The organism is Luteolibacter algae (genome assembly GCF_042683045.1).
Taxonomy (GTDB): Bacteria; Verrucomicrobiota; Verrucomicrobiia; order Verrucomicrobiales; family Akkermansiaceae; genus Luteolibacter; species Luteolibacter algae.
Genome location: NZ_JBHUIT010000003.1, coordinates 256155 through 277533, shown reverse-complemented (window position 1 = coordinate 277533; position 21379 = coordinate 256155). Strand labels below are relative to the sequence as shown.

At 51.4% G+C, this 21379-nt stretch carries 18 protein-coding genes; all 18 read left to right on the top strand.

Annotated elements, in window-relative coordinates; all coding sequences use genetic code 11:
* The first annotated feature begins 8 nt into the window (after positions 1-8).
* The 18 genes from ACFSSA_RS05440 (at position 9) to ACFSSA_RS05355 (ending at position 21343) form a co-directional block, all read left to right on the top strand.
* Positions 9-1877, top strand: a complete 1869-nt coding sequence (locus ACFSSA_RS05440) for an O-antigen ligase family protein (RefSeq protein WP_386819065.1) — start codon at positions 9-11, stop codon at positions 1875-1877.
* 267 nt (positions 1878-2144) lie between these two features.
* Complete coding sequence (locus ACFSSA_RS05435) at positions 2145-2651, top strand: hypothetical protein (protein ID WP_386819064.1); 507 nt, start codon at positions 2145-2147, stop codon at positions 2649-2651.
* A 99-nt stretch (positions 2652-2750) separates the two neighbouring features.
* On the top strand, positions 2751-3563 hold the full coding sequence (locus ACFSSA_RS05430; protein WP_386819062.1) for a PEP-CTERM sorting domain-containing protein: 813 nt from the start codon (positions 2751-2753) through the stop codon (positions 3561-3563).
* Positions 3564-3689: 126 nt separating this feature from the next.
* Positions 3690-4934, top strand: coding sequence for a hypothetical protein (locus ACFSSA_RS05425; protein WP_386819060.1), 1245 nt, complete (start codon positions 3690-3692; stop codon positions 4932-4934).
* A 266-nt stretch (positions 4935-5200) separates the two neighbouring features.
* Positions 5201-6022, top strand: coding sequence for a polysaccharide biosynthesis/export family protein (locus tag ACFSSA_RS05420; RefSeq protein ID WP_386819058.1), 822 nt, complete (start codon positions 5201-5203; stop codon positions 6020-6022).
* 152 nt (positions 6023-6174) lie between these two features.
* The gene (locus ACFSSA_RS05415; protein ID WP_386819056.1) at positions 6175-8334 is read left to right on the top strand and encodes a polysaccharide biosynthesis tyrosine autokinase; all 2160 of its coding nucleotides are present in this window, start codon (positions 6175-6177) and stop codon (positions 8332-8334) included.
* Positions 8335-8822: 488 nt separating this feature from the next.
* On the top strand, positions 8823-9941 hold the full coding sequence (gmd, locus tag ACFSSA_RS05410) for a GDP-mannose 4,6-dehydratase (RefSeq protein WP_386819054.1): 1119 nt from the start codon (positions 8823-8825) through the stop codon (positions 9939-9941).
* A 24-nt stretch (positions 9942-9965) separates the two neighbouring features.
* A complete protein-coding gene (locus ACFSSA_RS05405; RefSeq protein ID WP_386818591.1) occupies positions 9966-11354 on the top strand; it encodes a nucleotide sugar dehydrogenase in 1389 nt (462 codons plus the stop codon).
* Between the two features lie 146 nt (positions 11355-11500).
* On the top strand, positions 11501-12706 hold the full coding sequence (locus ACFSSA_RS05400; protein ID WP_386819052.1) for a lipopolysaccharide biosynthesis protein: 1206 nt from the start codon (positions 11501-11503) through the stop codon (positions 12704-12706).
* A complete protein-coding gene (locus ACFSSA_RS05395) occupies positions 12703-13887 on the top strand; it encodes a glycosyltransferase (protein ID WP_386819051.1) in 1185 nt (394 codons plus the stop codon). The genes ACFSSA_RS05400 and ACFSSA_RS05395 overlap by 4 nt, the downstream gene beginning before the upstream one ends.
* A 1-nt stretch (position 13888) precedes the next feature.
* Positions 13889-14434 carry an acyltransferase gene (locus tag ACFSSA_RS05390; protein WP_386819049.1) on the top strand — a complete coding sequence of 182 codons (546 nt, stop codon included), beginning with the start codon at positions 13889-13891 and terminating at the stop codon, positions 14432-14434.
* Positions 14435-14447: 13 nt separating this feature from the next.
* Entirely contained in the window at positions 14448-15734 is a 1287-nt protein-coding gene (locus tag ACFSSA_RS05385) for a hypothetical protein (protein ID WP_386819047.1), read from the top strand.
* Positions 15735-15738: 4 nt separating this feature from the next.
* Entirely contained in the window at positions 15739-16863 is a 1125-nt protein-coding gene (locus ACFSSA_RS05380; RefSeq protein WP_386819045.1) for a glycosyltransferase family 4 protein, read from the top strand.
* Entirely contained in the window at positions 16860-17414 is a 555-nt protein-coding gene (locus ACFSSA_RS05375) for a DapH/DapD/GlmU-related protein (protein ID WP_386819043.1), read from the top strand. Before ACFSSA_RS05380 ends, ACFSSA_RS05375 begins: the two co-directional genes overlap by 4 nt.
* On the top strand, positions 17411-18235 hold the full coding sequence (locus ACFSSA_RS05370) for a glycosyltransferase family 2 protein (RefSeq protein ID WP_386819041.1): 825 nt from the start codon (positions 17411-17413) through the stop codon (positions 18233-18235). Before ACFSSA_RS05375 ends, ACFSSA_RS05370 begins: the two co-directional genes overlap by 4 nt.
* A gap of 33 nt (positions 18236-18268) precedes the next feature.
* On the top strand, positions 18269-18694 hold the full coding sequence (locus tag ACFSSA_RS05365; protein WP_386819040.1) for a VanZ family protein: 426 nt from the start codon (positions 18269-18271) through the stop codon (positions 18692-18694).
* 686 nt (positions 18695-19380) lie between these two features.
* Positions 19381-20196: a WecB/TagA/CpsF family glycosyltransferase gene (locus ACFSSA_RS05360; protein ID WP_386819038.1), complete on the top strand. Its 816-nt coding sequence runs from the start codon at positions 19381-19383 to the stop codon at positions 20194-20196.
* Positions 20197-20890: 694 nt separating this feature from the next.
* Positions 20891-21343, top strand: a complete 453-nt coding sequence (locus ACFSSA_RS05355; RefSeq protein WP_386819036.1) for an REP-associated tyrosine transposase — start codon at positions 20891-20893, stop codon at positions 21341-21343.
* The last annotated feature ends 36 nt before the right edge of the window (positions 21344-21379 follow it).

Sequence of the window (21379 nt, the reverse complement as noted above, 5' to 3'; positions counted from 1 at the left end):
TAGGTCTTATGTCCTATAAAGAACAGGAGATTGCGGATGCACACCGGAGCTTGATCCCGGATCGGTCTCACCCGTTTATTTTCTGGGCGCTGCTGTTCTTGACCATTGCCGGGACCTTTATTTCCGCCGCACCCTGGGCGATGCGAACCGGGGCTCTGTTCCTCGGCTGCGGGCTGTTGGTGATCGCTTTCCCGAGAATTGTCCCGCTGCCGCGGCCATGGATTTTTCTGGCCGGTGGCATGCTGCTCGCCGGGTTGGCTCCGTTTTTGCCAGCGGCGTGGTTTCCCATCCCGGAATGGAGGGATGGGCTGGAGAAACTCGGCGTCGATACCGGGACGCTGGTCGCGATCCAGTGGCGCCAGGCTGCGGAGCAATACGTGATCCTTTCCCTGGTTTTTCTGGCCGGTCTCTGGATTGCCGGGCAACGCGCTTCGTCGTCGCAGCTCCGCAATATCGCCATGGCCTTTACCTGGGCGGTCGCGCTTTACGCGATTTTCGCCGTGCTGTTGCGCAGCCACCTGCCGGTCCATACCTACGGAGATCATTTCGGCTTTTTTCCGAACCGGAACCACTCCGGCACACTATTGGCGATGGGAGCAGTCTGCGGTAGCGGCGCGGCTTTCCAGGCAATCCGTCAAAAACAACTCTGGCGTATTCTCGCTGCGTTCGCAGCTGTCGGAGTGTGCCTGTGGGCCGCCTTTGTATGGTCCATCAGCCGTTCCGGAATCATTCTCAGCGGGATGGGATTCTCTCTCTGGATCGCTCTGCTCGGATTCAAATATTTCCAGCGTGGTCAGCGGAAAGCGCTCGGCCTGGTCCTTCTCGCGGCGATCGGCGTCTATTTCATTGCGGAATCCAAAGTGAAAAACCGCATCGCGGAAACCATCGATAAAGCCAATGTCGCCGGTGAGACGCTGGACGCAAACGATCTGCAGGCGGAAGATTCTGCAGGGTTGGTCAAATACAAAGACGTCGATTTCCGGGTTCCCGTGGCGCTGGATACCTTCGAGATGATTGCCGATGCCCCGCTCACCGGAGTCGGCGGCGGCCAGTATCGACACATTTTCCCCCAGTATCGCCACTATTCCTCGATCGTGAATCATGCGGAGGCAGTGCATCCGGAGAGTAGCTGGCTGTGGTGGGCGGCGGAGTTCGGCCTGCCAGCCACCTTGCTGCTTGCGGCGTTCGTGATCCTGCTTTTCGTGCAGGCAGTGCGGAATATCCGCCAGCCGAAGGGGAGGGACCGCGCGATCCGCTTTGGCTGCCTCGCGGCGGCGGCGGTGGTGCCGTTACACTGCTTTTTCGATGTTCCCGCCCACCGGACTCCATTGGTCTGGGCGGCCGTGCTCCTTTTCGCCTTATCGCTGAATCCTCCGCAGAACCTCTCCAGAAAGCGGCCGAACCATCTGTTCACTCTTGCAACGGGACTGGCATTGATTGCGGTGGGGATCCGTTTGCTGGGAGCGGAATTTTCGAATTTCGCGGTGCCTTACACCACGCATGCCGATCACGCGAGGGCTTCCGGAGCTCAGCGTTACGATGGACTCGCGGAGCTTACCGCGAAGGATATGTTTACCGGCCTGGAAGAACGGGGGGAAATCGCGGACGAGGCATCACAAAGCATAGCTATTGCTCCTCTGGAAAATAGGCTTTATCGTCTCCGTGCACTGTCCCTGCTGCCTATCGAAAGCCAGCGTCAACAAGTGCTGGATGATTTCGAGATCGACCGCAGCCTCCAGCCATTTTCCATCCGGATTCCCCAGATCCAGTCAAAAGCCCTGCTGGCGTATGATAAAATCGAGGCAGAATCCATACTCAGAGAAGCGCTGGAGCGGAAAGCCCGCGTGGAAGCGGTGAGAGATGGTAAGCCGCGCTGAACGAAATTTTCTTGATTATATCAAATATATGATCAATGCGGGCTTGTTGTAATTTCCCTATATCTTGCTGAGGTGGGGCGGCTTAGCTTTGCTATGAATGATATGCATATGTCGTAACTTGCTTATCGTAAGTGCTGTATGGTGTTTTGCGGTTATTTTCCGTGGCACGGCAACTGCTGGTTTCATATAGCTGTGACGATATTGTCATTCTGATTCTTTGTTTTCAGTTGACCTAACAGTATGCCCGAAACTAAACAGAGCCACGTTATGAAGAATGTATTGCCTAAATTTGCCTCGGCCGGGATTTTCCTTGCCGCTGCGCTAGTCACCACGCCGCTCAAGGCTGATGACTTTATCACTATCGACCGTAAGACCAAAGTGGTCTTTACTACGGAAGAAGTAGATGGAAAGACGGTTTCTGTCGCTACAGTTGCCGTGAAGGAAGTTGATGCAAACGGTGAAGTGACCGTGAAACAGCTTGTTGAGAAGAAGGTTCCTGCCGATGGCGGTGGTGCTGGCTTCGATCTCATTGTTGAGGAGATCGAAACCATCGCCACTCCGGATACCAATAACGCAGGGATGTTCATGGTGAGAACCATCACCCGGATGACCACGACTCCTGTCGATGAGACAGGAACACCGGGCGCACCGGTCGTCATGCCACCTACGGACAATACCGAGACCGTGGCAGAGGCTGATCTTGATCTCCCGGATTCGACTTCGGTTGAAATCGATACCGACTTCGGCGATTCCACACCAGTCAGTGGAGCTTGAAGCCGTCACCCGATCGATATGGGTCGTCTGGAAACGGGCGCCCATGGAGACCGGGCTCACACGTAATTGCTGAATAAATTTCAATACCTATACCATACCATGAAAATTTACCATACCATGCTCAGTGCTGTCTGTGCGGTTGTTGCCGCTGGATCCGCATCTGCTGCAGTCAGCTATAATTTCAATTCCGAGACTGACTTCGACTTTTTTACAGGTGGCGGGGTGAGTGGTTGGTCGCAAGATCAAGCCAACCCTTCCATCGGTAGTGTTGTAAGACCGATGGCATTCATCGAGAATGCGACGTTCGCAGGCACGGCCTCTTTTGCGGGTCATCTGGGAACCGAGGTTGCCAATCTCTCGCCATCCGCGACTACCACGCTGACCGGTTCCCTGACCGGAGCCGGTGCGGTATCCAATAGCAGGGTTTCGCTGAACTTCGCCATTGCGGACAGCGTGACAAGCGGCCTGCTTACACGGGATTCGTTCGAGATCGCTATCCTTGATGATACTTCCAGTGAGCTTGCGGCTCTTCTATTCACTGCTGATCCGGCGAGTAGCACGACCTGGAAGATCTCATATCGTCTGGCCGGCGGAATGCTTGTTGATACCGCTTCCACCGCGATCGCAGGTTCCGGCTATTTCCTGGCGTTTGACTTCAGCGATACCACGGGAAAAATCTCCTATGGGACAGCTACCGCCGGTGTTGGCACAAACCTCATCGGTGAAGGTGCGCTTACCAGTGCAGATGATCTGGGTGCGATCAATATCTCACACATTCCGGTGGCCGCAGAGGGCACCAGTGTGAACAAGATCATCTTTGATAATATCAATGCTGCCACAACCGTTCCGGAACCATCCTCCGCATTGTTGTTGGCGCTCGGTGGTCTGGCACTCATCCGCCGCCGTCGTTAAGCAGGCTTTCCACTTTGTCTGATAAAAGTGGATCATCCATCATGCCGTCTCCTTCTGATTGATCAATCCGGGGGAAGCGGCCTCTTCACATCAGGTATCCGCAGTTGCTTGCGCTGATTTCCATTCATGAATCTTTTGAAAATATCTTCCGGTCGTTTGTTCCGGCATCTGCCACTCTATAAAGCATGCATCGCCGGTGCTCTGGTTCACTCCGCTTCACTTCGGGCCCAGGATGCATTGATTGATCTGCCCTCGATTCCCACCGGCTTTTCCAGTGCCTCCTCCATCTATGCGGCTCCAAGACCGGAGCTTAAAAAGGGGCCGACTCTCGCTCTGAATCTCGCGTCCACCTACGATTCCAATGTCACCCAGTCATCGGGTCGCCCGGGAGATCCGGTAGACAGCGATTTCATTATCTCCCCGGGCTTGATCGCGTCCTACCTGATCGGTTCCTCCGAGTGGCTGCTTGGCACGACCTTTGCCGGAAGCTATGACAACTATCTCGATTCCAGTGATTTGAGCGGACCGAACTACGATCTCACCGCATTCGGCGGCTATCGCGGCGGGAAATTGATCGCGTCTTTCTCCTCCGGCTTTGGCTTCCATCAAGGGATCAATCGTTACCTCAACGCGAATGTTGAGCAATATCAGATCTCGAACCGTGCGATCGCCCGCTACAATTTCAGTCCCAAGACGGCCGTCGTTGGCTCAATCAGCCAGAGCTCGGTTTTCTACCAGACAGATGGCTTCAATGATACCTCGTCGTTCAATGCGGGCGTGGGTCTGCTGTGGAGCGCCACGCCATTGATCGATCTGGGGCCGGGGATACGCTACGGGCTCAGGACCCAGGAAAATACTGATGATTTGGTCACCATCGGGCCAAATATGAAGGTTAATTACCAATTATCTGAGAAGGTGAGTCTACGTTCCACACTCGGGTTGGATTTTACTGATTCCGAAGGCGTGGATAATGATACATTGGTGAACTGGTCATTTGCTTTGAATTATAAGGCAAATTCGCTTTGGTCGCTCAATCTCGCCTTGCTCCGCGATACCCAGGCAAACCCCGGGAGCGGCGGTGGCTTCGATGAAGTGACCCTGTATCGCATGGGTTATGTCAGAAACATCCGGCGTGCCCGTCTCAACCTCGGCGTTGGCCTGGAATCCCGCACGGCGGAAGGATTTACCACCGCCTCCAGTGTCAATGACAGCTTCGATTACCTGACCTACGATGCCTCTCTCAGTATGCCGATCTACAAAGAAAATCTCGATGCCACGCTCTCGGTCCGCTACCGCGATCAATCATCGGACGATCCGGATAATTCCTGGGATGGTGTTCAGACCGGGCTGGGGCTTTCGTGGAAATTTTAATAGTTTGGGCACGCCCGCTGCTATCTATGGATTTTGTGAATATTTCGAACAAAATAGTCCTGCGGATTTTGCAGTAATTTGCGATTGCGTGACCAGATTGATACAATTATGCATTTTTTAATGACTTTCTTGCCCAGACAGGCTTCTTCGCGGTGAGAAATCACCACTTCGTCCCAGATCCCTATTCCTTCTTTCGTTCTTTTCAGTCCTTTCCTATGAGAGCTTTTCATCACTCCTGGCGCCGTTTCCGTCAATTTTTGCACACGATGTGCTCCATTTCCGTTCTGCTGGTCTCCGCGATTCTGGTGATCTTCACTTCGCGGGCCACTGCTGCGGAAGATGCGAAGAGCAGCTACACACTGCGTCCCAGCGATCTGGTGCGGCTGTCCGTTTACGAGGAGCCGGAGCTTGATACAGAGGTAAGAATTTTGAAAAGCGGGCAGGCATCCTTCCCGCTGATCGGCTCGGTTGAAGTCGCCGGTCTCAGTGTGACCGCGGCCACGGCCAAAATCCGCGATCTCTACGCGAAGGACTATCTTGTCGATCCACAGGTCACCCTCACGGTTGATGAATACGCCACGGATTTTGTGTCGGTCATCGGCCAGGTGAAGGAGCCAGGGCAGATCCCTATCCCGCAGACAGGTGGTCTGGATATCGGATCCGCGCTGGCCACCACAGGTGGAATCACCGAAAACGCCGATGAAAATAATATCCAGATTGTCCGCGCCAATGGCTCTTCCAATGTCCTGACGATCGCGGCGATCCAGGGCGGTGCGGGACGTGGCAAGCTGGGTTCCGGGGATCGCATCATTGTTCACGAGAGCCGCTATGTCCGTAGTTTTGTGACTATCCTCGGCCGGGTTGGAAAGCCAGGGGCGGTTCCTTTCCCGATCGATGGTCGGCTCGATCTCGTCACGGCCATTGCGATGGCGGGAGGTCTTACCGAGCTGGCGAACCCGAAAAAGGTCAGCGTTAACCGCAAGGGGCGCGTTTCCATGGTGGATTTCCGCGAGCTCTCGGAGAAGGGCGGTGATTCCATCTGGCTCCAGCCCGGCGATATCGTTTCAGTCGCCGAGCGGTTTTTCTGATGAACGTTCCACCCGGGTTTTCCAAAACCGTTGCTTATTTATAGCGCATCCTCCAGAGCTCCGCACCCGACAGCGGGCAAACACCGCCCCGGGCCATACCGCGCCAGTTTTTAAGTCCTTTTCCAGTCCCTTTATTTTTTCATCCCATCACCATGCCTCCCAGCAACCGTAACCGACAGTCAAACGACGATAACCAGGACTCCTTCGATGACTTCGACGATTTCGAGTCATCCTCGGAACTCGCGCAGGAACGAATCCGCCAGCTGGTCACGGATCTCATCGGGCGCTGGTATTGGATCGCCCTCGGTCTGGTGATCGGGGTGCTCGGAGCCCTGTATTTCCTCTCAAAGGCACCGCAGAAGTTCGATGCCACCGCCACGCTGCTGGTAAAACAACAGACGGCTACGGTCATGGCGAAGGATCAGGTCGATGAGATGGACCTCAAATCCGATGAAGCGATCAATACCGTCGCCCAGCGGATCAAGCGCGCCGGGCTGCTCACAAAGCTCGCCATGAACCAGGAGCTAATCGGCATGGAGGGCTTTTTCCCGCAGCCGGTGAATTGGCTGCCGGAATGGACCGATCAATGGCTTGGCGCCAAGGAAGGCACAGAAACGGCCAATGCGAAGACTGCTGAACTTCTCAATGCAAAATCGGATCCCGAAGCCATCGGCCGTATGATCGGCGGGTGGGTGGAGGTCAGTGTCCGGCGCAATACCCGCCTCCTTGATGTGAAGGTGAGTCACTCGGACCCGGAGATTGCCAAGCGCATCGCCGATGCCATCGCGGAGGAATACATCGCGGAACTGACCGGGGATCGGGCCCAGGGCCGCAGCTCTTCCTACGAGATTCTTCTGACACAATCCGAGCAAGCCCGCACCAAGCTCCAGACGGCACAGAACGCGCTCGCCAACTATCAGCGGGTTCTGGAAACGCTAAAAGACCTGGAGGAAAACGAAACCGCCGTGATCGAGCTGGGCCGCCGCTACCTCGCCAAACATCCGAAGATGATCTCCGCGCAGGGGCAGCTGAAAGTTTATCAGGAGCGCTTTCTTTCCGAGTTTGATTCCGTGCGCCAGGCCGCCGCGGACAGCGCCTATTGGGAGGCGAACCGCGCCGAATGGGATGCGGAGGATCAGGACGCAAACGAGCACCTGCAGGTTGCCCGGCGTTTGCTCGCCGCCCGTGCCAGCGTGCTGGAAAGCGAGATCGAGAGCCAGAACACCGTCTTCAATAGCATTCTCACCCGGATGCAGGAGACGGATATCAACCAGAAGTCCACAGAAGCCGAAGTGGAGATCAGCAGCCTCGCCAATGTGCCGCGCCAGCCTTCCTCTCCGAAAAAGCCGCTGGTTCTTGCCGGGGGGAGCATCCTCGGCCTGGGTTTGGGTTTCTTCATCGCTCTGGTGCTTACCCAGCTGGATAACAAACTTCACACTGTGGCGCAGGCTGCCTACGTGACGCACCTGCCGGTGCTCGCCTCCGTGAGCAATATGCCGGTGAAAATTCTCGATACCATCGTCCGGAAGAAGAAAATCCTCCCCAGCGAGATGCCGGAGGTCCAGAAGCAATGGTCCAAGCATCTCCTCTTCCGCCCGGGTCTGACCGATACCCTTTATGCAGAGATGTTCCGCAACCTGCGTGCCTCCGTCTCGTTGCTCGGAGACGAGCGCAAGCGCAAGATCACGCTCTTCAGCAGTGCGCTCCCGGGTGAGGGCAAGACCCTGATCTCTACCAATTTCGCCCTCGCTTCCGCCCAGCAGGGCAAAAAGACCCTCTTGCTGGATCTGGATCTGCGCAAGCCATCGGTTCACAAGATGTTCGGTCTCAAGCGCGACAGCCATGAATTCGGCTCCACGGAAATTCTTGCCGGTCTCTGTGGCTGGCGGGACGCGCTCTTCACCCGCACCGGGGAGGAAAACCTCGATATCATTCTCTCCGGTAAGAAGGCACCCAGTCCGGGCGAGCTCCTGAATACGGAAAAACTCCGCGACCTTTTGGCAGAACTGGTCGCCGAGTATGACATCATTGTCATCGATTCCGCGCCCATCCTTGCCGTGCCGGATACCCGCCTGATCCTCCCCGCCGTTGATAACTTCTGCCTGGTGGTTCGTGCCGAATACGTTCCCAAGGGTGCAGTGCGTCGTGTGCTCAAAGTGCTTGATGAGGATGGTTACAAGCCGTCGGGAATTGTCTTCAACGGCTTCGTCGAAAAACGCCGCCTGATCAGCCAGAACTACAGCTACGGCCAATACGGCAAGGACAACCGCTATGGCTACGGTAGCTACGGAACCTATGGTTCCGACGATTGATCCTTGCTATAAAGATAAAATATCCGGCCCTTGGCATAAATGGACCAGGGGGATAACCGGACTTATAGTTTTACGGGCTGCAGCCGCATGGCAGTCTTATCGATTTTGATCATTTCGATGCGATGGGATCACTCGAAATCCAATTCAGCCAATAGGTGCTAAATTTGTCGTAAATAAAATGGGCGATTCTGGTCTTGGTCCGTGAATTCCGTCTGATTTTCAGAGCTCTTAATCTTGCAAGTTATTGATTACAAGTGACTTGAAAGTATTTCGCTTTGTGACGAAAGAATTGTTCAAAAAAGATTGAACACTGGCGCGAAGATTGCAACATGCCGCCCGTCAGCAGCTTGCTTATTAGCAAACTGCCACCTCACCAATTTAATACCAACCATGGTTTTCCCCCCACTTCAGGGGATGCGACCAAGGGCGGTAGCGTGGGAAGGATAAATATAAAAAATATCCTGGCGTCGATTTACAGTTTTAGTTTCATGAAAAAAGCACTTATCACCGGCATCACCGGGCAAGACGGCTCCTACCTCGCTGAGTTCCTCCTGGAAAAAGGTTACGAAGTCCACGGCATCAAGCGCCGCGCTTCCCTTTTCAACACGCAGCGCGTCGATCACATCTACGAGGATCCACAGGTGGAGCACGCCCGTTTCAAGCTGCATTACGGAGACCTCACGGATTCCTCCAATCTCACCCGCATCATCAGCGAGGTGCAGCCGGATGAGGTCTACAACCTCGGTGCGCAATCCCACGTTGCCGTTTCCTTCGAAGCTCCGGAATACACCGCGGATGTCGATGCCATGGGCACGCTCCGCCTGCTCGAAGCAATCCGTTTCCTCGGCCTCGAGAAGAAGACCCGTTTCTACCAGGCATCCACTTCGGAGCTCTACGGTCTCGTCCAGGAAATCCCACAGAAGGAAACCACTCCCTTCCACCCGCGCTCACCTTATGCGGTGGCGAAGATGTATGCCTACTGGATCACGGTCAACTACCGCGAATCCTACGGCATGTATGCCTGCAACGGCATCCTCTTCAATCACGAGTCCCCGCGCCGTGGCGAAACCTTCGTCACCCGGAAAATCACCCGCGCGATGGCAAACATCGCCCAGGGACTCGAGGACTGCCTCTACCTCGGCAACATGGACGCACTCCGTGACTGGGGCCACGCAAAGGACTACGTCCGCATGCAGTGGATGATGCTCCAGCAGGATGTGCCGGACGATTTTGTGATCGCCACCGGCAAGCAGATCTCCGTGCGCGAGTTCGTCCGCATGTCGGCGAAGGAAGCAGGCATCGAGCTGGAATTCAGCGGCGAAGGCGTCGATGAGATCGCAACCATCACTTCCGTGACCGATGCGGAGAAAGCACCTTCGGCAAAAGTCGGCGATGTGATCGTGCGGGTCGATCCACGCTATTTCCGCCCTGCGGAAGTGGAGACACTTTTGGGCGATCCGACCAAGGCGAAGGAAAAACTCGGCTGGGTTCCGGAAATCACCGTCGAGGAGATGTGCGCGGAAATGGTCGCTTCCGATCTGGATACCGCGTGCCGCCACGCCCTTCTCCACGCCCACGGTCACCACGTGGCGGTTTCGAAGGAGTAGTGATACGTCTGAATTATTCCAATCATGAAAATATCCTCTATTTGCTGCTTAGGCGCTGGCTATGTCGGCGGTCCCACCATGGCGATGATCGCAGCCAAATGCCCCGACATCCAGGTCACTGTTTGCGATATGAACCAAGCTCGCATCGATGCATGGAACTCGGATTCCCTGCCGGTTTACGAGCCGGGTCTTCAGGAGGTTGTCGAGTCAGCCCGTGGCACGAACCTCCATTTCACCACCGATATCAAGCCTGCCATCGCTGCCGCGGATCTCATCTTTGTCTGCGTGGGCACACCCACCAAGTCCTACGGCATCGGCGCGGGACGCGCGGCGGATTTGCGCTACATCGAGTCCGCGGCACGCCTGATCGCAGAGGTCTCGCATGGCAACAAAATCATTGTGGAAAAATCCACGATTCCGGTGAAAACCGCGACCGCGATCCAGACCATCATCGCCGCGAACTCCACCACCAATGCCACCTTCCAGGTTCTTTCCAATCCGGAGTTCCTCGCGGAAGGAACCGCGGTTACCGATATGGAGAACCCGGACCGCATCCTCATCGGCGGCGAGCAAACTCCGGAAGGCCAGGAAGCCCTCGAAGCTCTCGTTTCCGTCTACGCGAACTGGGTCCCACGCGAACGCATCATCACCACAAATCTCTGGTCTTCAGAGCTCTCCAAGCTCGTCGCCAATGCTTTCCTTGCCCAGCGGATTTCCTCGATTAATTCCATCTCCGCACTTTGCGAGGCCACCGGAGCGGATGTCGATGAAGTCGCGCGCGCCATCGGCAGCGATTCCCGCATCGGGCCGAAATTCCTTAAAGCATCCGTCGGATTCGGCGGCTCCTGCTTCCAGAAGGATATCCTCAATCTCGTCTACCTTTGCGAGTCGTTCAACCTCCCGGAAGTCGCCGCCTATTGGCGCTCGGTCGTCGCCATCAATGACTGGCAGAAATCCCGCTTTGTGGAAAAAATCGTCCGCACCCTCTTCAACACGGTCAATGGCAAGCGCATTGCCATTCTCGGCTTCGCGTTCAAAAAGGATACCAACGACACCCGCGAATCCGCTGCGATCAACGTCTGCCGTGACCTCCTGGCGGAAAACGCACATGTCGCGCTCTACGATCCTAGGGTGACAGTGGCAACCATCCACCGGGATCTCCTTGAGGCTGGCGTTTCCCAGTCACTGATTGATTCCAATCTGGAAATCGTCTCGGATCCGTATGCTGCGGCGAAGGACGCGCACGCCCTGGCAACGCTCACCGAGTGGGACGAGTTCCGCGATCTCGATCTTCCGAAGATCTACGAGTTGATGCTCAAGCCGGCCTTCGTCTTCGATGGCCGCGCCATCCTTCCGGCCTCCGCACTGAAGGACCATGGCTTTGATGCCTTCATCATCGGCAAAGGCGAGTAAACGAGCAAACAATATTAAGTGTAGCTATCTAAGTGTTCGAGAAGATTAGTAGATTAATAGGCAGCCCCTCACTCAAGAGGGTCGGGGTGAATACTGTTGCTTACGGGTATAGTCAATTCGTAACGTTGGCTATACAATTTATTCAGGTGCCATTTTTCCTAAAATTTTGGGGAAGTAATTTATATGGTGAATGGCTAGTTCTTACCGGGTTGCCGACAATGCTGGCTCTATTGGACGCGGGTGTGACGCAAGCATCGACAAATAGGGGAACAATCGAAGCCGCCTCAGGAAATAAGTATAAAGTAAAAGCGATTCTACAAACGTCGTTAGCGTTTAGCACGATAGTCGGTGCTCTGATAGTAGCCTTAGTAGGATTTTCTGTATTTATAATCAACTGGAGTGAAGTCCTTAATTTAGAAGAGATTACTCGATCACAAGCATCCAAAGTCATTGTATGTATGGCGGTCTATTTAGCTATACAATTACAAGGAGGTGTCACGGATGCATGTTTTAAGTTTATAGATAAGGCACCCCTGGGAGTCTTTCTTTTGGCGAATCGTCGAGTTTTCGATCTCATCGTTGTAGCTGTAGTGCTTTCACTAGGAGGGAATCCAATTTTTCTAGCCGTATCGTTAGCAAGTGGTCAAATTTTGCTACTCGTCATTCTAAGATTACTAGCATCACGTTTGGCAGGGGAGAAGGTATTTAGGTTCACATTAGCTTCAAAAAAAGAATTTCGAGCTATATTTAAGCCTGCCATTGGATATCTAGGATTTCCTCTCGCCCAAGCGACGACCTTGCAAGGCGGAATACAAGTGCTCAATTTGGTTGCTGGAGCAAACACTGTTGTAGCATTTACCATGTGCAGAACATTAACGAGAATGGTCATTCAATTAGCAGTTATCACAAATAATGCATTGAAACCCGAACTATCCCGCTTGGCTGGCGAAGGGAAATTCGAAGAGCTCGAGGATTTGTCCTCGAAAGTGAGCATTTGGACCAACGTCGTATCGATGATATGCTACTTATTCTTAGTCACATTTGGCCCGACGATCCTATCTATATGGAGTAAGGGAGTTGTAGATATATCTTCAGGATTTGTTGCGCTGATCGGATTACATGCGATATTGAATGTGATGTGGTTCGTTAAGTCTGCTGCCAAAACAGCCCAAAATAAACATAATAAAATTGCATTAATATATTGCATGAGCAGTATTTTGTTTTTGTTGATATGGATCAGCACAAAATCGATTATGTTGCCCGTAGTAGGTGCTGCATTATTGTTAGCCTTTCCTGAGGTGATAATGAATCTGCATCGAATCATGGGTAAAGTTCGAGGAGATAATTTATGAATACTACGAAAGTCTTAGTGGTTTACCATTTTTTTCCACATTACCGTAAAGGGGTAATCGAGGAGATGCTCAAAAGCGAAGAGGCTGAGTATTTTTTCGCTGCTTCAGATACCGCCGAAGTGATAGCCCCCTCGATAAAAGCCTATATACCAGAGAATAATTATAGTAAGTTGATTATTAAGAAGGTATTTAGAGGGCTCTACTGGCTGAGTAATATTGATAATGCTATAAAAGATATAAATCCAAGTGTGATTATATTTTTGGGGGATATGAATTGCCTCAACGCGTGGATTTCAGCAATAAGATGGAGGATATACGGAAAAAGGGTATTATTTTGGGCGCATGGGTGGAATAAGGACAACGAAAAGTTTCTTAAATCCAAAATTAGGAACCTTTTCTTCAAAATACCTCAGCAAATTCTTCTCTATGGAAGAAGAGCTAGAAAAATCGCAGTAAATCACGGCTTTGACCCGAAAAAGATTTACGTAATATATAATAGCTTGGATTATTATAATCAAGTAGAAATTAGGAAAAATACCTCAAGAGAAGCTGCAAATCAATTTCTGCTGAGTAAATTTCCAGAATTTGACTCAAATAATGGCTTGATTTTATGTTCGTCGAGACTGACTGCTTCTAAGCGTTTTGATCTAGTTATACAGGCAATCGCAAATATAGATCCGTCCTTGCGCCCAGCATTATTGATTATAGGGGATGGTGAAGAAATGGAAAATTTGAGGAATTCTGCTGGCAAATATAATGTGAAAACATATTTTTTTGGAGCGTGTTACGATGAAAATGAACTAAGTCGATGCTTTTTAGTTGCGGATGTTCTGGTTTCTCCAGGCAATGTAGGACTAAGTGCAATGCATGCAATGGTTTATGGGTTGCCAGTTATAACGCATGCCGACAGAAATAAGCAAATGCCTGAAACGGAGTCAGTGATTGATGGTAAAACTGGTCTCTTATATGATGAAGGAGATGTGGATTCCCTGAGAGACGCTATCTATAAGATGTTAAGTTTCCCGGAAGAGGTGAAAGAAAAAATGCGCACTAATTGTGTCAATGTTATCGATTCATATTTCAACCCATACTTTCAGGTGAAGAAGATAAATTTGGCCGTCAGTGGTCAGGCCGAATACGAGGACGTTTCAGACTCTCTAGAAATTGATTTTATCAAATAACATGAAAAATATACTGAAACGTATGCTGATGTTTTCAAGGAATATACGTTGGCGGTTAACTTCCATAAGTGGTAGCGCCTATATTGCTAGTCCACAGTTGAGTTTGCATGCGTCGTTAATAATGGAAGAATTCTCATATCTAGGGCCTTGGGCGTTAATATCCAAGAATGTGATAATACGTAAATATGCGATGGTTGGTCCGAAAGTCTCCATCGTGGGTAACGATCACGTGTTCGACACTCCGGGATGTCCGATAATATTTAGCGGTAGACCTGATATGTCTGTCGTGACAGACATTGGGACAGATGCATGGATTGGACAAGGCGTAACGATTTTAGCCGGTGTTAATATTGGAATTGGCAGTATAGTCGCGGCGGGTGCCGTAGTGACTAAGGACATCCCGGAAAATTGCATTTTCGGGGGCGTTCCTGCGAAGTTTATTAAAAACCGTTTCAATGATCTGAAGGATTGGGAGATACACAAAGAAAAAATACTCAAAGGGGAGGTGGTTTCTGGTGGGCACTATACCCCACCTTGGGCTAAGTAAACCTAGAATCTATATGGATTATATACTGAATATTATAGTTATTATATCTTACATATCTCTCGTTCGGATATGGTGGATTCGTGCAGTGGAAGGGGTTTGGGCTCCTAGCACATTTTTTGGATATTATACTATAATATTTGGTATGCCGGTGTATTTGTTGAGCATGGAAAACGGACTTTATGTGGCCGAACTGTTTTCTGAATCCCCTAGAATGACGGCCATATTACTGGCTTTTGGTGCCTATCCAGCTGCTATGATCGCAATTTGCTTGGAGCAGTTCACGGGAAATTCAAAATTTTTTCGCTTGAGAGGGAGAATGCCAAGTCTTTCATGGGCACAATCCCTCAAAATTTTGGCAATTGTAACTTTGGTTCTGGCTATATGGGTTTTCTTGACTCCTAGATTTAATATGTTGGTTTCCTTGATCCGAGGTCTATCGATGGGAGAATCTAGCGAATTAAATTATATGAGGAGAGTTCAGTTTGTAGATGGATTTTTCAATCAAAAGGTTTTTACGTGGTGTAGATTTTCGATTGGACCGGTTTTAGCGCTCACGACTTCTGAAGTTCTCAGAGGGAGAATTCCTTCGTTATTTAGATGGCTTGTTACATTCATAATTTATTTTTTATTCAGCGCTGCTTTTCATAAATCCACATGGGTTATTGGGTTTGCCTATATTGCTATAAACGAGCTGTTCGCTTTGAGATCCAAATATGCTGAGAATTCAAGACTGATCGCGTTAGGTATTCTTGCTTTGTCGCTCTTCGCAGGTATTCTTGTAGCCTTCGCTTATCTCTTACAGTATAGATCCAATGAGACACTTAGTCTCTCGTATCATCTGATCCATGGGTTTACTCGGCTTTTCGGATGTATTAACGATGGTTTGCTTACCTTTACCTATGTTTTCCCGAACCATGTTCCCTATATGCCTGGACCTGTTTTATTAGGCTCAATAAGCGGAGAAACAGGCGGGGGACCTGGACGTCTTTCTGCGTTAGCTCTGGGAGTGGATACAACAATTCAACCAGGGATGCTGGGGCACTTATATTCTGGTTTGGGTGTGTTTTGTATCCCAATTTATATTTTTATTATTAACATAATATGTTTTGTTGCTAATCTAGCGCTGAAGCAGAATCCAAGTCGGCTGTTTCAGCGCGTTGTCGGTCCTTGCCTCGGTGTTGCTATTATGTGGACACTGCATAACCCACTTATGCCAGCTATATTTAGTAGCGGTCTTTTCTTGTTGATTGTAGGTAGCTTTATTTATGGTCTAACTACATCATCTAATAGGCTCTCTTGATTTTATGAAAATTAATTTGTGTATTTTACAAGGTGCATTTTTACCGGTTCCTCCTTGTTTTGGAGGCGCTGTTGAAAAGCGTTGGTTCATTCTTGCTCAGGAATTAGTTAATCTTGGATGTAATGTTACACATATTTCAAAAATGATCGATGGCTATCCTACAGAAGAACATATAAATGGAGTTAGGCATGTTCGTGTTAAAGGTTTTGATACGCCTTCTAACTCTATAGTTCTTAAAATGATGGACTTTTTCTATTCCAGAAGGGCGGTTAAGATGATACCCAGGGACATTGATGTAGTCGTCACAAATTCATTTTTTAGTCCTATTTTGTTGCCGACTAGATTAAGATCAAAGGTTTACGTGGATGTAGCCAGAATGCCCAAAGGTCAGATGAAGCTTTACAACACTGCTGCTAAGCTTAGGGGGAACTCAACACCTGTAGCAGAAGCGATCAAAAATGAATTGCCATTAGTAGATCACGATCGTGTTACCATGGTTCCAAACCCGCTCCCTTTTGTTCCATCTGAAAGTAGTCCGCCCTATTCGGAGAAATCCGGTTTATTATATTGTGGACGCATTCATCCAGAGAAGGGAATAGAGCTTTGTATCGATGCGCTTCGTTTGATCGAATCTCCTCCGGAACTGCGGATTGTCGGCCCATGGCGAACTGATCAAGGAGGTGGCGGAGAGGTCTTTTATCAGAAGCTAAAACGAAAAGCCGAAGGGCTTCCTGTAACATTTATCGACCCCATATTCTCAATCGAAGACTTGAATTTAGAGTATAAGAGGGCTGCAGGGTTTGTTTATCCATCGTTAGCGGAAAAGGGAGAAACATTCGGCCTGGCACCACTTGAGGCGATGGCTTGGGGATGTGTCCCAATTGTGTCTGATTTAGCTTGCTTCAAGGACTTTATAAAAAATGGTTCAAATGGCTTGATTTTTAATCATCGAACTGAAAGGGCCGACATTGAACTTGCTGATGCAATCGGTAGGTTGCTCAGCTCGCCTGAGCTATCCGAGATAATGTCGCAGCAAGCATTGAATGTTCGTGTTTCCCACTCAGTTAATGCAATAGCGAAACGGTTTCTTGAGGATTTTAAGAAGATTTGCAAACCGATGAATAAATGAAAATTTTCGATCAAAAGAATGCTTTCTCGAGCCCTTGGAGCAGGAAAGAGAAAGTTATGATGCTGTTGTGGGGGTATGTTTGGATGCTTCTCTGTTCCTGGACGCCAAAGCCTTTTAATAAATGGAGAATATTTTGGCTCAGATTCTTCGGCGCAAAAATAAGTGGCAGGCCATTTGTGCATCAGCGTGCTAGGATACAAATTCCATGGAATTTGACGATGCATGATCACGCCTGTTTAGGGGATGGGGCGATTGCATACAGCTTGGGCGAAATAGAGATCCACAAGTTCGCTACAGTTGCCCAAGAGGCTTATCTTTGCACTGGATCACATGCCTTTGAGAGGGAGGAAATGAACCTCATTACGGCCAAGATTACGATCGGAACTCATTCTTTTATTGGAGCGAGAGCTTTTATTCTACCCGGAATAGAAATTGGTGACGGTGCAGTTGTTGGTGCATGCAGCGTGGTCACAAAATCCGTTGATCCATATAAAATTATCGCCGGAAATCCTGCCAAAATTATTGGAAATCGAAAATTTGCTACATCATGATATCGATACTGATTCTAACAAAAAACGAAGAGCAGGACCTTCCGGGTTGCCTAGACTCTGTCCGTTGGTCTGATGATGTGCATGTGTTCGATTCTCAAAGCACTGATAGGACTGTGGAGATATCGCAGGAATACGGAGCGAAGGTAACGTCACGGAAATTTGATAACTGGTCGGCACATCAGAATTGGGGTTTGGCGAATATTGGATTCAAATATCCGTGGGTTTTATATATTGATGCGGATGAAAGGGTTTCCGATGGATTGCGAATTGCGGCAATCGAAGCTGCGAAGGCCGATGCGCCTGAGAGTGCATTCCGATTGAGGAGAAGGGATTTCTTTACTGACGGGACTTGGTTGAAGCATGCCCAGATATCGCCTTTCTATCTAAGATTGTTTCGTCCTGAAAAAATGCGCTATGAGCGTTTGGTCAATCCGGTGTCTATTGTCGATGGTCCCATCGGTGAGATTGACGGCTTCCTGGATCATTATCCATTCAGTAAGGGGGTTGGGTTTTGGCTTGAGAGGCATGTGAAGTATTCTGACCTGGAAGCAAAAACAATTCAGGAAAATCGGGCGAAAGGTGGTGAGTTCTCTTTGATGAAGGCACTTTTTTCAAAAGATTTCACAGAGAAACGTTTCAATCAAAAGGAGGTGTTTTATCGCCTTCCCGGCAGGCCGTTCATCAAATGGTGTTATATGATGTTTGCGCGGAGAGCGTTCCTGGACGGAAGTGCGGGAATTACTTACGCAACCCTTCAATTGATCTATGAGTATTTCATTGTGCTGAAACAGAAGGAGTTAGAGATGAAGGCGAAATCCTAGAGATGCCAGGCTACACGCTGGAAGGAATGAGGGGTGGAGAGCAAACACGGGGGAGGGCGGCTAATGATTTATCGGCTGATGATGTGGGTTGGGGTTTTGGCGGTGGTGGTGCTTCTGGGAGCGGTGTTTTACTTCAGTTGGATCCCGAACCCGCGGCTGGGAGAGCTTGGCTGGATGCCGGAGGGCTTGGGAGATGTGGTGGATCGGTTCAGCCGGTTGAGAACCGGGGTGCCGTTTGTGGGGTTGGGGCTAGTGACGGGATTTTTTCTGCGCCGGAAGCGTCGCCCGCTGGGTGACTGGGGTTTGGTTTTTCTGTTTCTGGTCTGTGTGGTTTTCACCGCGGAGCTGGGTCAGATCAATCTGCCGAGGAGAGTGTTGGATTGGCAGGATATCCTGTGGGGGATCGTTGGATCGGCGGTTGGGATGATCGCGATGTGGAAACGTCCATCAACCAGGTAGGGTAAGGTAGGGACGTGCGGCCCGCACGTCCGCGGAATGAAAGATGGTTTCGGATGGGAAATGGTTTCAGGGAGCCACGGCCGACCGGGCCGGTCGGCCCTACCGTTTGGATGGGTAGGGATGCGCGGCCCGCACGTCCGTAGAATAAAGACGGTTTCGGGTGGGGAATGGTTTCGGGAAGTTACGGCCGACCGAGCCGGTCGGCCCTACCATTTTTGATTGGTAGGGATGCGCGGCTCGCGCGTCCGTAGAATGAAAGATGATTGCGGATGGGAAATGGTTTCAGGGAGTTACGGCCGACCGGGCCGGTCGGCCCTACCGTTTATGATGTAAGGTAGGGACGCGCGGCTCGCGCGTCCGTAGAATAAAGGTGATTGCGGATAGGAAATGGCTTCGGGGAGTTACGGCCGACCGAGCCGGTCGGCCCTACCGTTTTTGATGTAAGGTAGGGACGTGCGGCCCGCGCGTCCGTAGAATGAAGATGATTTCGGATGGGAAAGGTTTCCGGGAGTAACGGCCGACCGAGCCGGTCGGCCCTACCATTTTTGATGGGTAGGGTAGGGACGTGCGGCCCGCACGTCCGTGGAATAAAGATGGTTTCGGATGGGAAATGATTTCGGGAGTTACGGCCGACCGGGCCGGTCGGCCCTACCGGTTGGATGGTATTTTTTAATCAAATGAATGTTATGGGTAAGTCATTGTATTTTCTTGGGTTGAGGTTCTGGAATGACCGGACGGAGGGTCTGTTGCAGGAGATGGATGAGAAGGGCGGCCTGCTGGCGGTTCCTTCGGCACCATCGTTGGGACAGGCGGCGGACGACGGGCTTCTGATGACGGCGTATCGGGCGGCGGATTGGTCGGTGGTGGATGGCGGCTATGTGGCGTTGATTCTGCGGATGCTGGGAAAGGAGGTTGTCAGGATCTCCGGGCTGCAGCTGATTGAGAAAAGCATCGCGAATGGAGGGACGGGAGTGGTGCCGATGAAGGAGCGGAAAATTCTGTGGGTGGTGCCGAATCCCGAGGAGGAGGAGCGGATCCGCTTTTATATGGGCGGGATGGGTTATGATCCGGACAAGCAGGGATTTTACCGTGCCCCTTTTTACCGGAGTGATGAGGAGTTTGATGACGAGACCCTGAAACAGCAGGTGAGGGAATGGCAGCCGGACTGGATTGTGCTGTGCCTGGGGGGAGGACGGCAGGAAAAGCTGGGCTATTATCTGCGCCGGATGAATCCCGGTGGCGAGGCGGTGGCAGGAGGCGAGGTCAGCGAAGGTCGGGAAAGAGGGCCGGTGATCATGTGCACGGGAGCGGCGATCGCGTTTTTCACTGGTGGTCAGGCAAAAATCCCCGTCTGGGCGGATCGTCTGTATCTCGGGTGGTTCTGCCGGATTCTGGAGAAACCGAGCGCGTATATCCCACGGTATGTCAAAGCCGCCTGGCATTTCCCCATGGCGCTGATCCGGGAGAGAGGACGATGGTTCGATATCCCTGCAGCGCGGTAGGTAGGGACGTGCGGCCCGCGCGTCCGTGGGAAAAAGATGTTTCCGGATGGGAGATGGTTTCCGGGAGTTACGGCCGACCGAGCCGGTCGGCCCTACCATTTTTGATTGGTAGGGATGCGCGGCTCGCGCGTCCGTGGAATGAAAGATGTTTCCGATGGGAGATGGTTTCGGGGAGTTACGGCCGACCGAGCCGGTCGGCCCTACCGTTTTGGATTGGTAGGGACGTGCGGTCCGCACGTCCGTGGGATGAAGATGATTGCGGATGGGAGATGGTTTCGTGGAGTCACGGCCGACCGAGCCGGTCGGCCCTACCGGTTGGATGGGTAGGGACATGCGGCCCGCGCGTCCGTAGAATGAAGATGGTTTCGGATGGGAAATGGTTTCAGGGAGCCACGGCCGACCGGGCCGGTCGGCCCTACCGGCTTTTGATGGGTAGGGACGTGCGGCCCGCGCGTCCGTGGTATAAAGATGTTGCGGATGGGAGATGGTTTCGTGGAGTTACGGCCGACCGAACCGGTCGGCCCTACCGTTTTTGATGGGTAGGGACGTGCGGCCCGCGCGTCCGTGGGAAAAAGATGTTTCCGGATAGGAAATGGTTTCGGGAAGTTACGGCCGACCAGGCCGGTCGGCCCTACCGGTTTTAATAATGAGGGAGGTTGTTGCGGGAGGTCATCGATAAATCTATCATTCCACGATGGATAAACCGATAGGGCGACGATCGCTTTCCCATGAGGTGCCGGAGTCGATTCGGGCAAATCCTGAGGGAGAGGTGTTTTTTGTGACGATCTGTTGCAAGGAACGGAATCGTAACCAGTTGGCAACCGATGAGGTGTGGGAGACGATTTATGAGTCTTTGCGGCATCGGGAGTCACTTGGCTTGCTGCGGGTCAGAATTGCCTTGGTCATGCCTGATCATCTGCATGGGTTGTTCGAGTTCCCGGATCAATCAATGGAGACGGTGATACGTCCGTTCAAGAGTTGGATCGCGAAGCGCCATGGGGTGGTATGGCAGAAAGGTTTCTTTGATCACCGGATAAGAGGATGGGAGTGGGCAATAAGCAAAGCCGCGTATATCCGGGATAATCCGGTGAGGGCGGGATTGGTGGACGCGAGGGATGATTGGAAATATTTTTACGAAATGAGGTAGGGACGTGCGGCCCGCGCGTCCGTGGATGGATAGGAA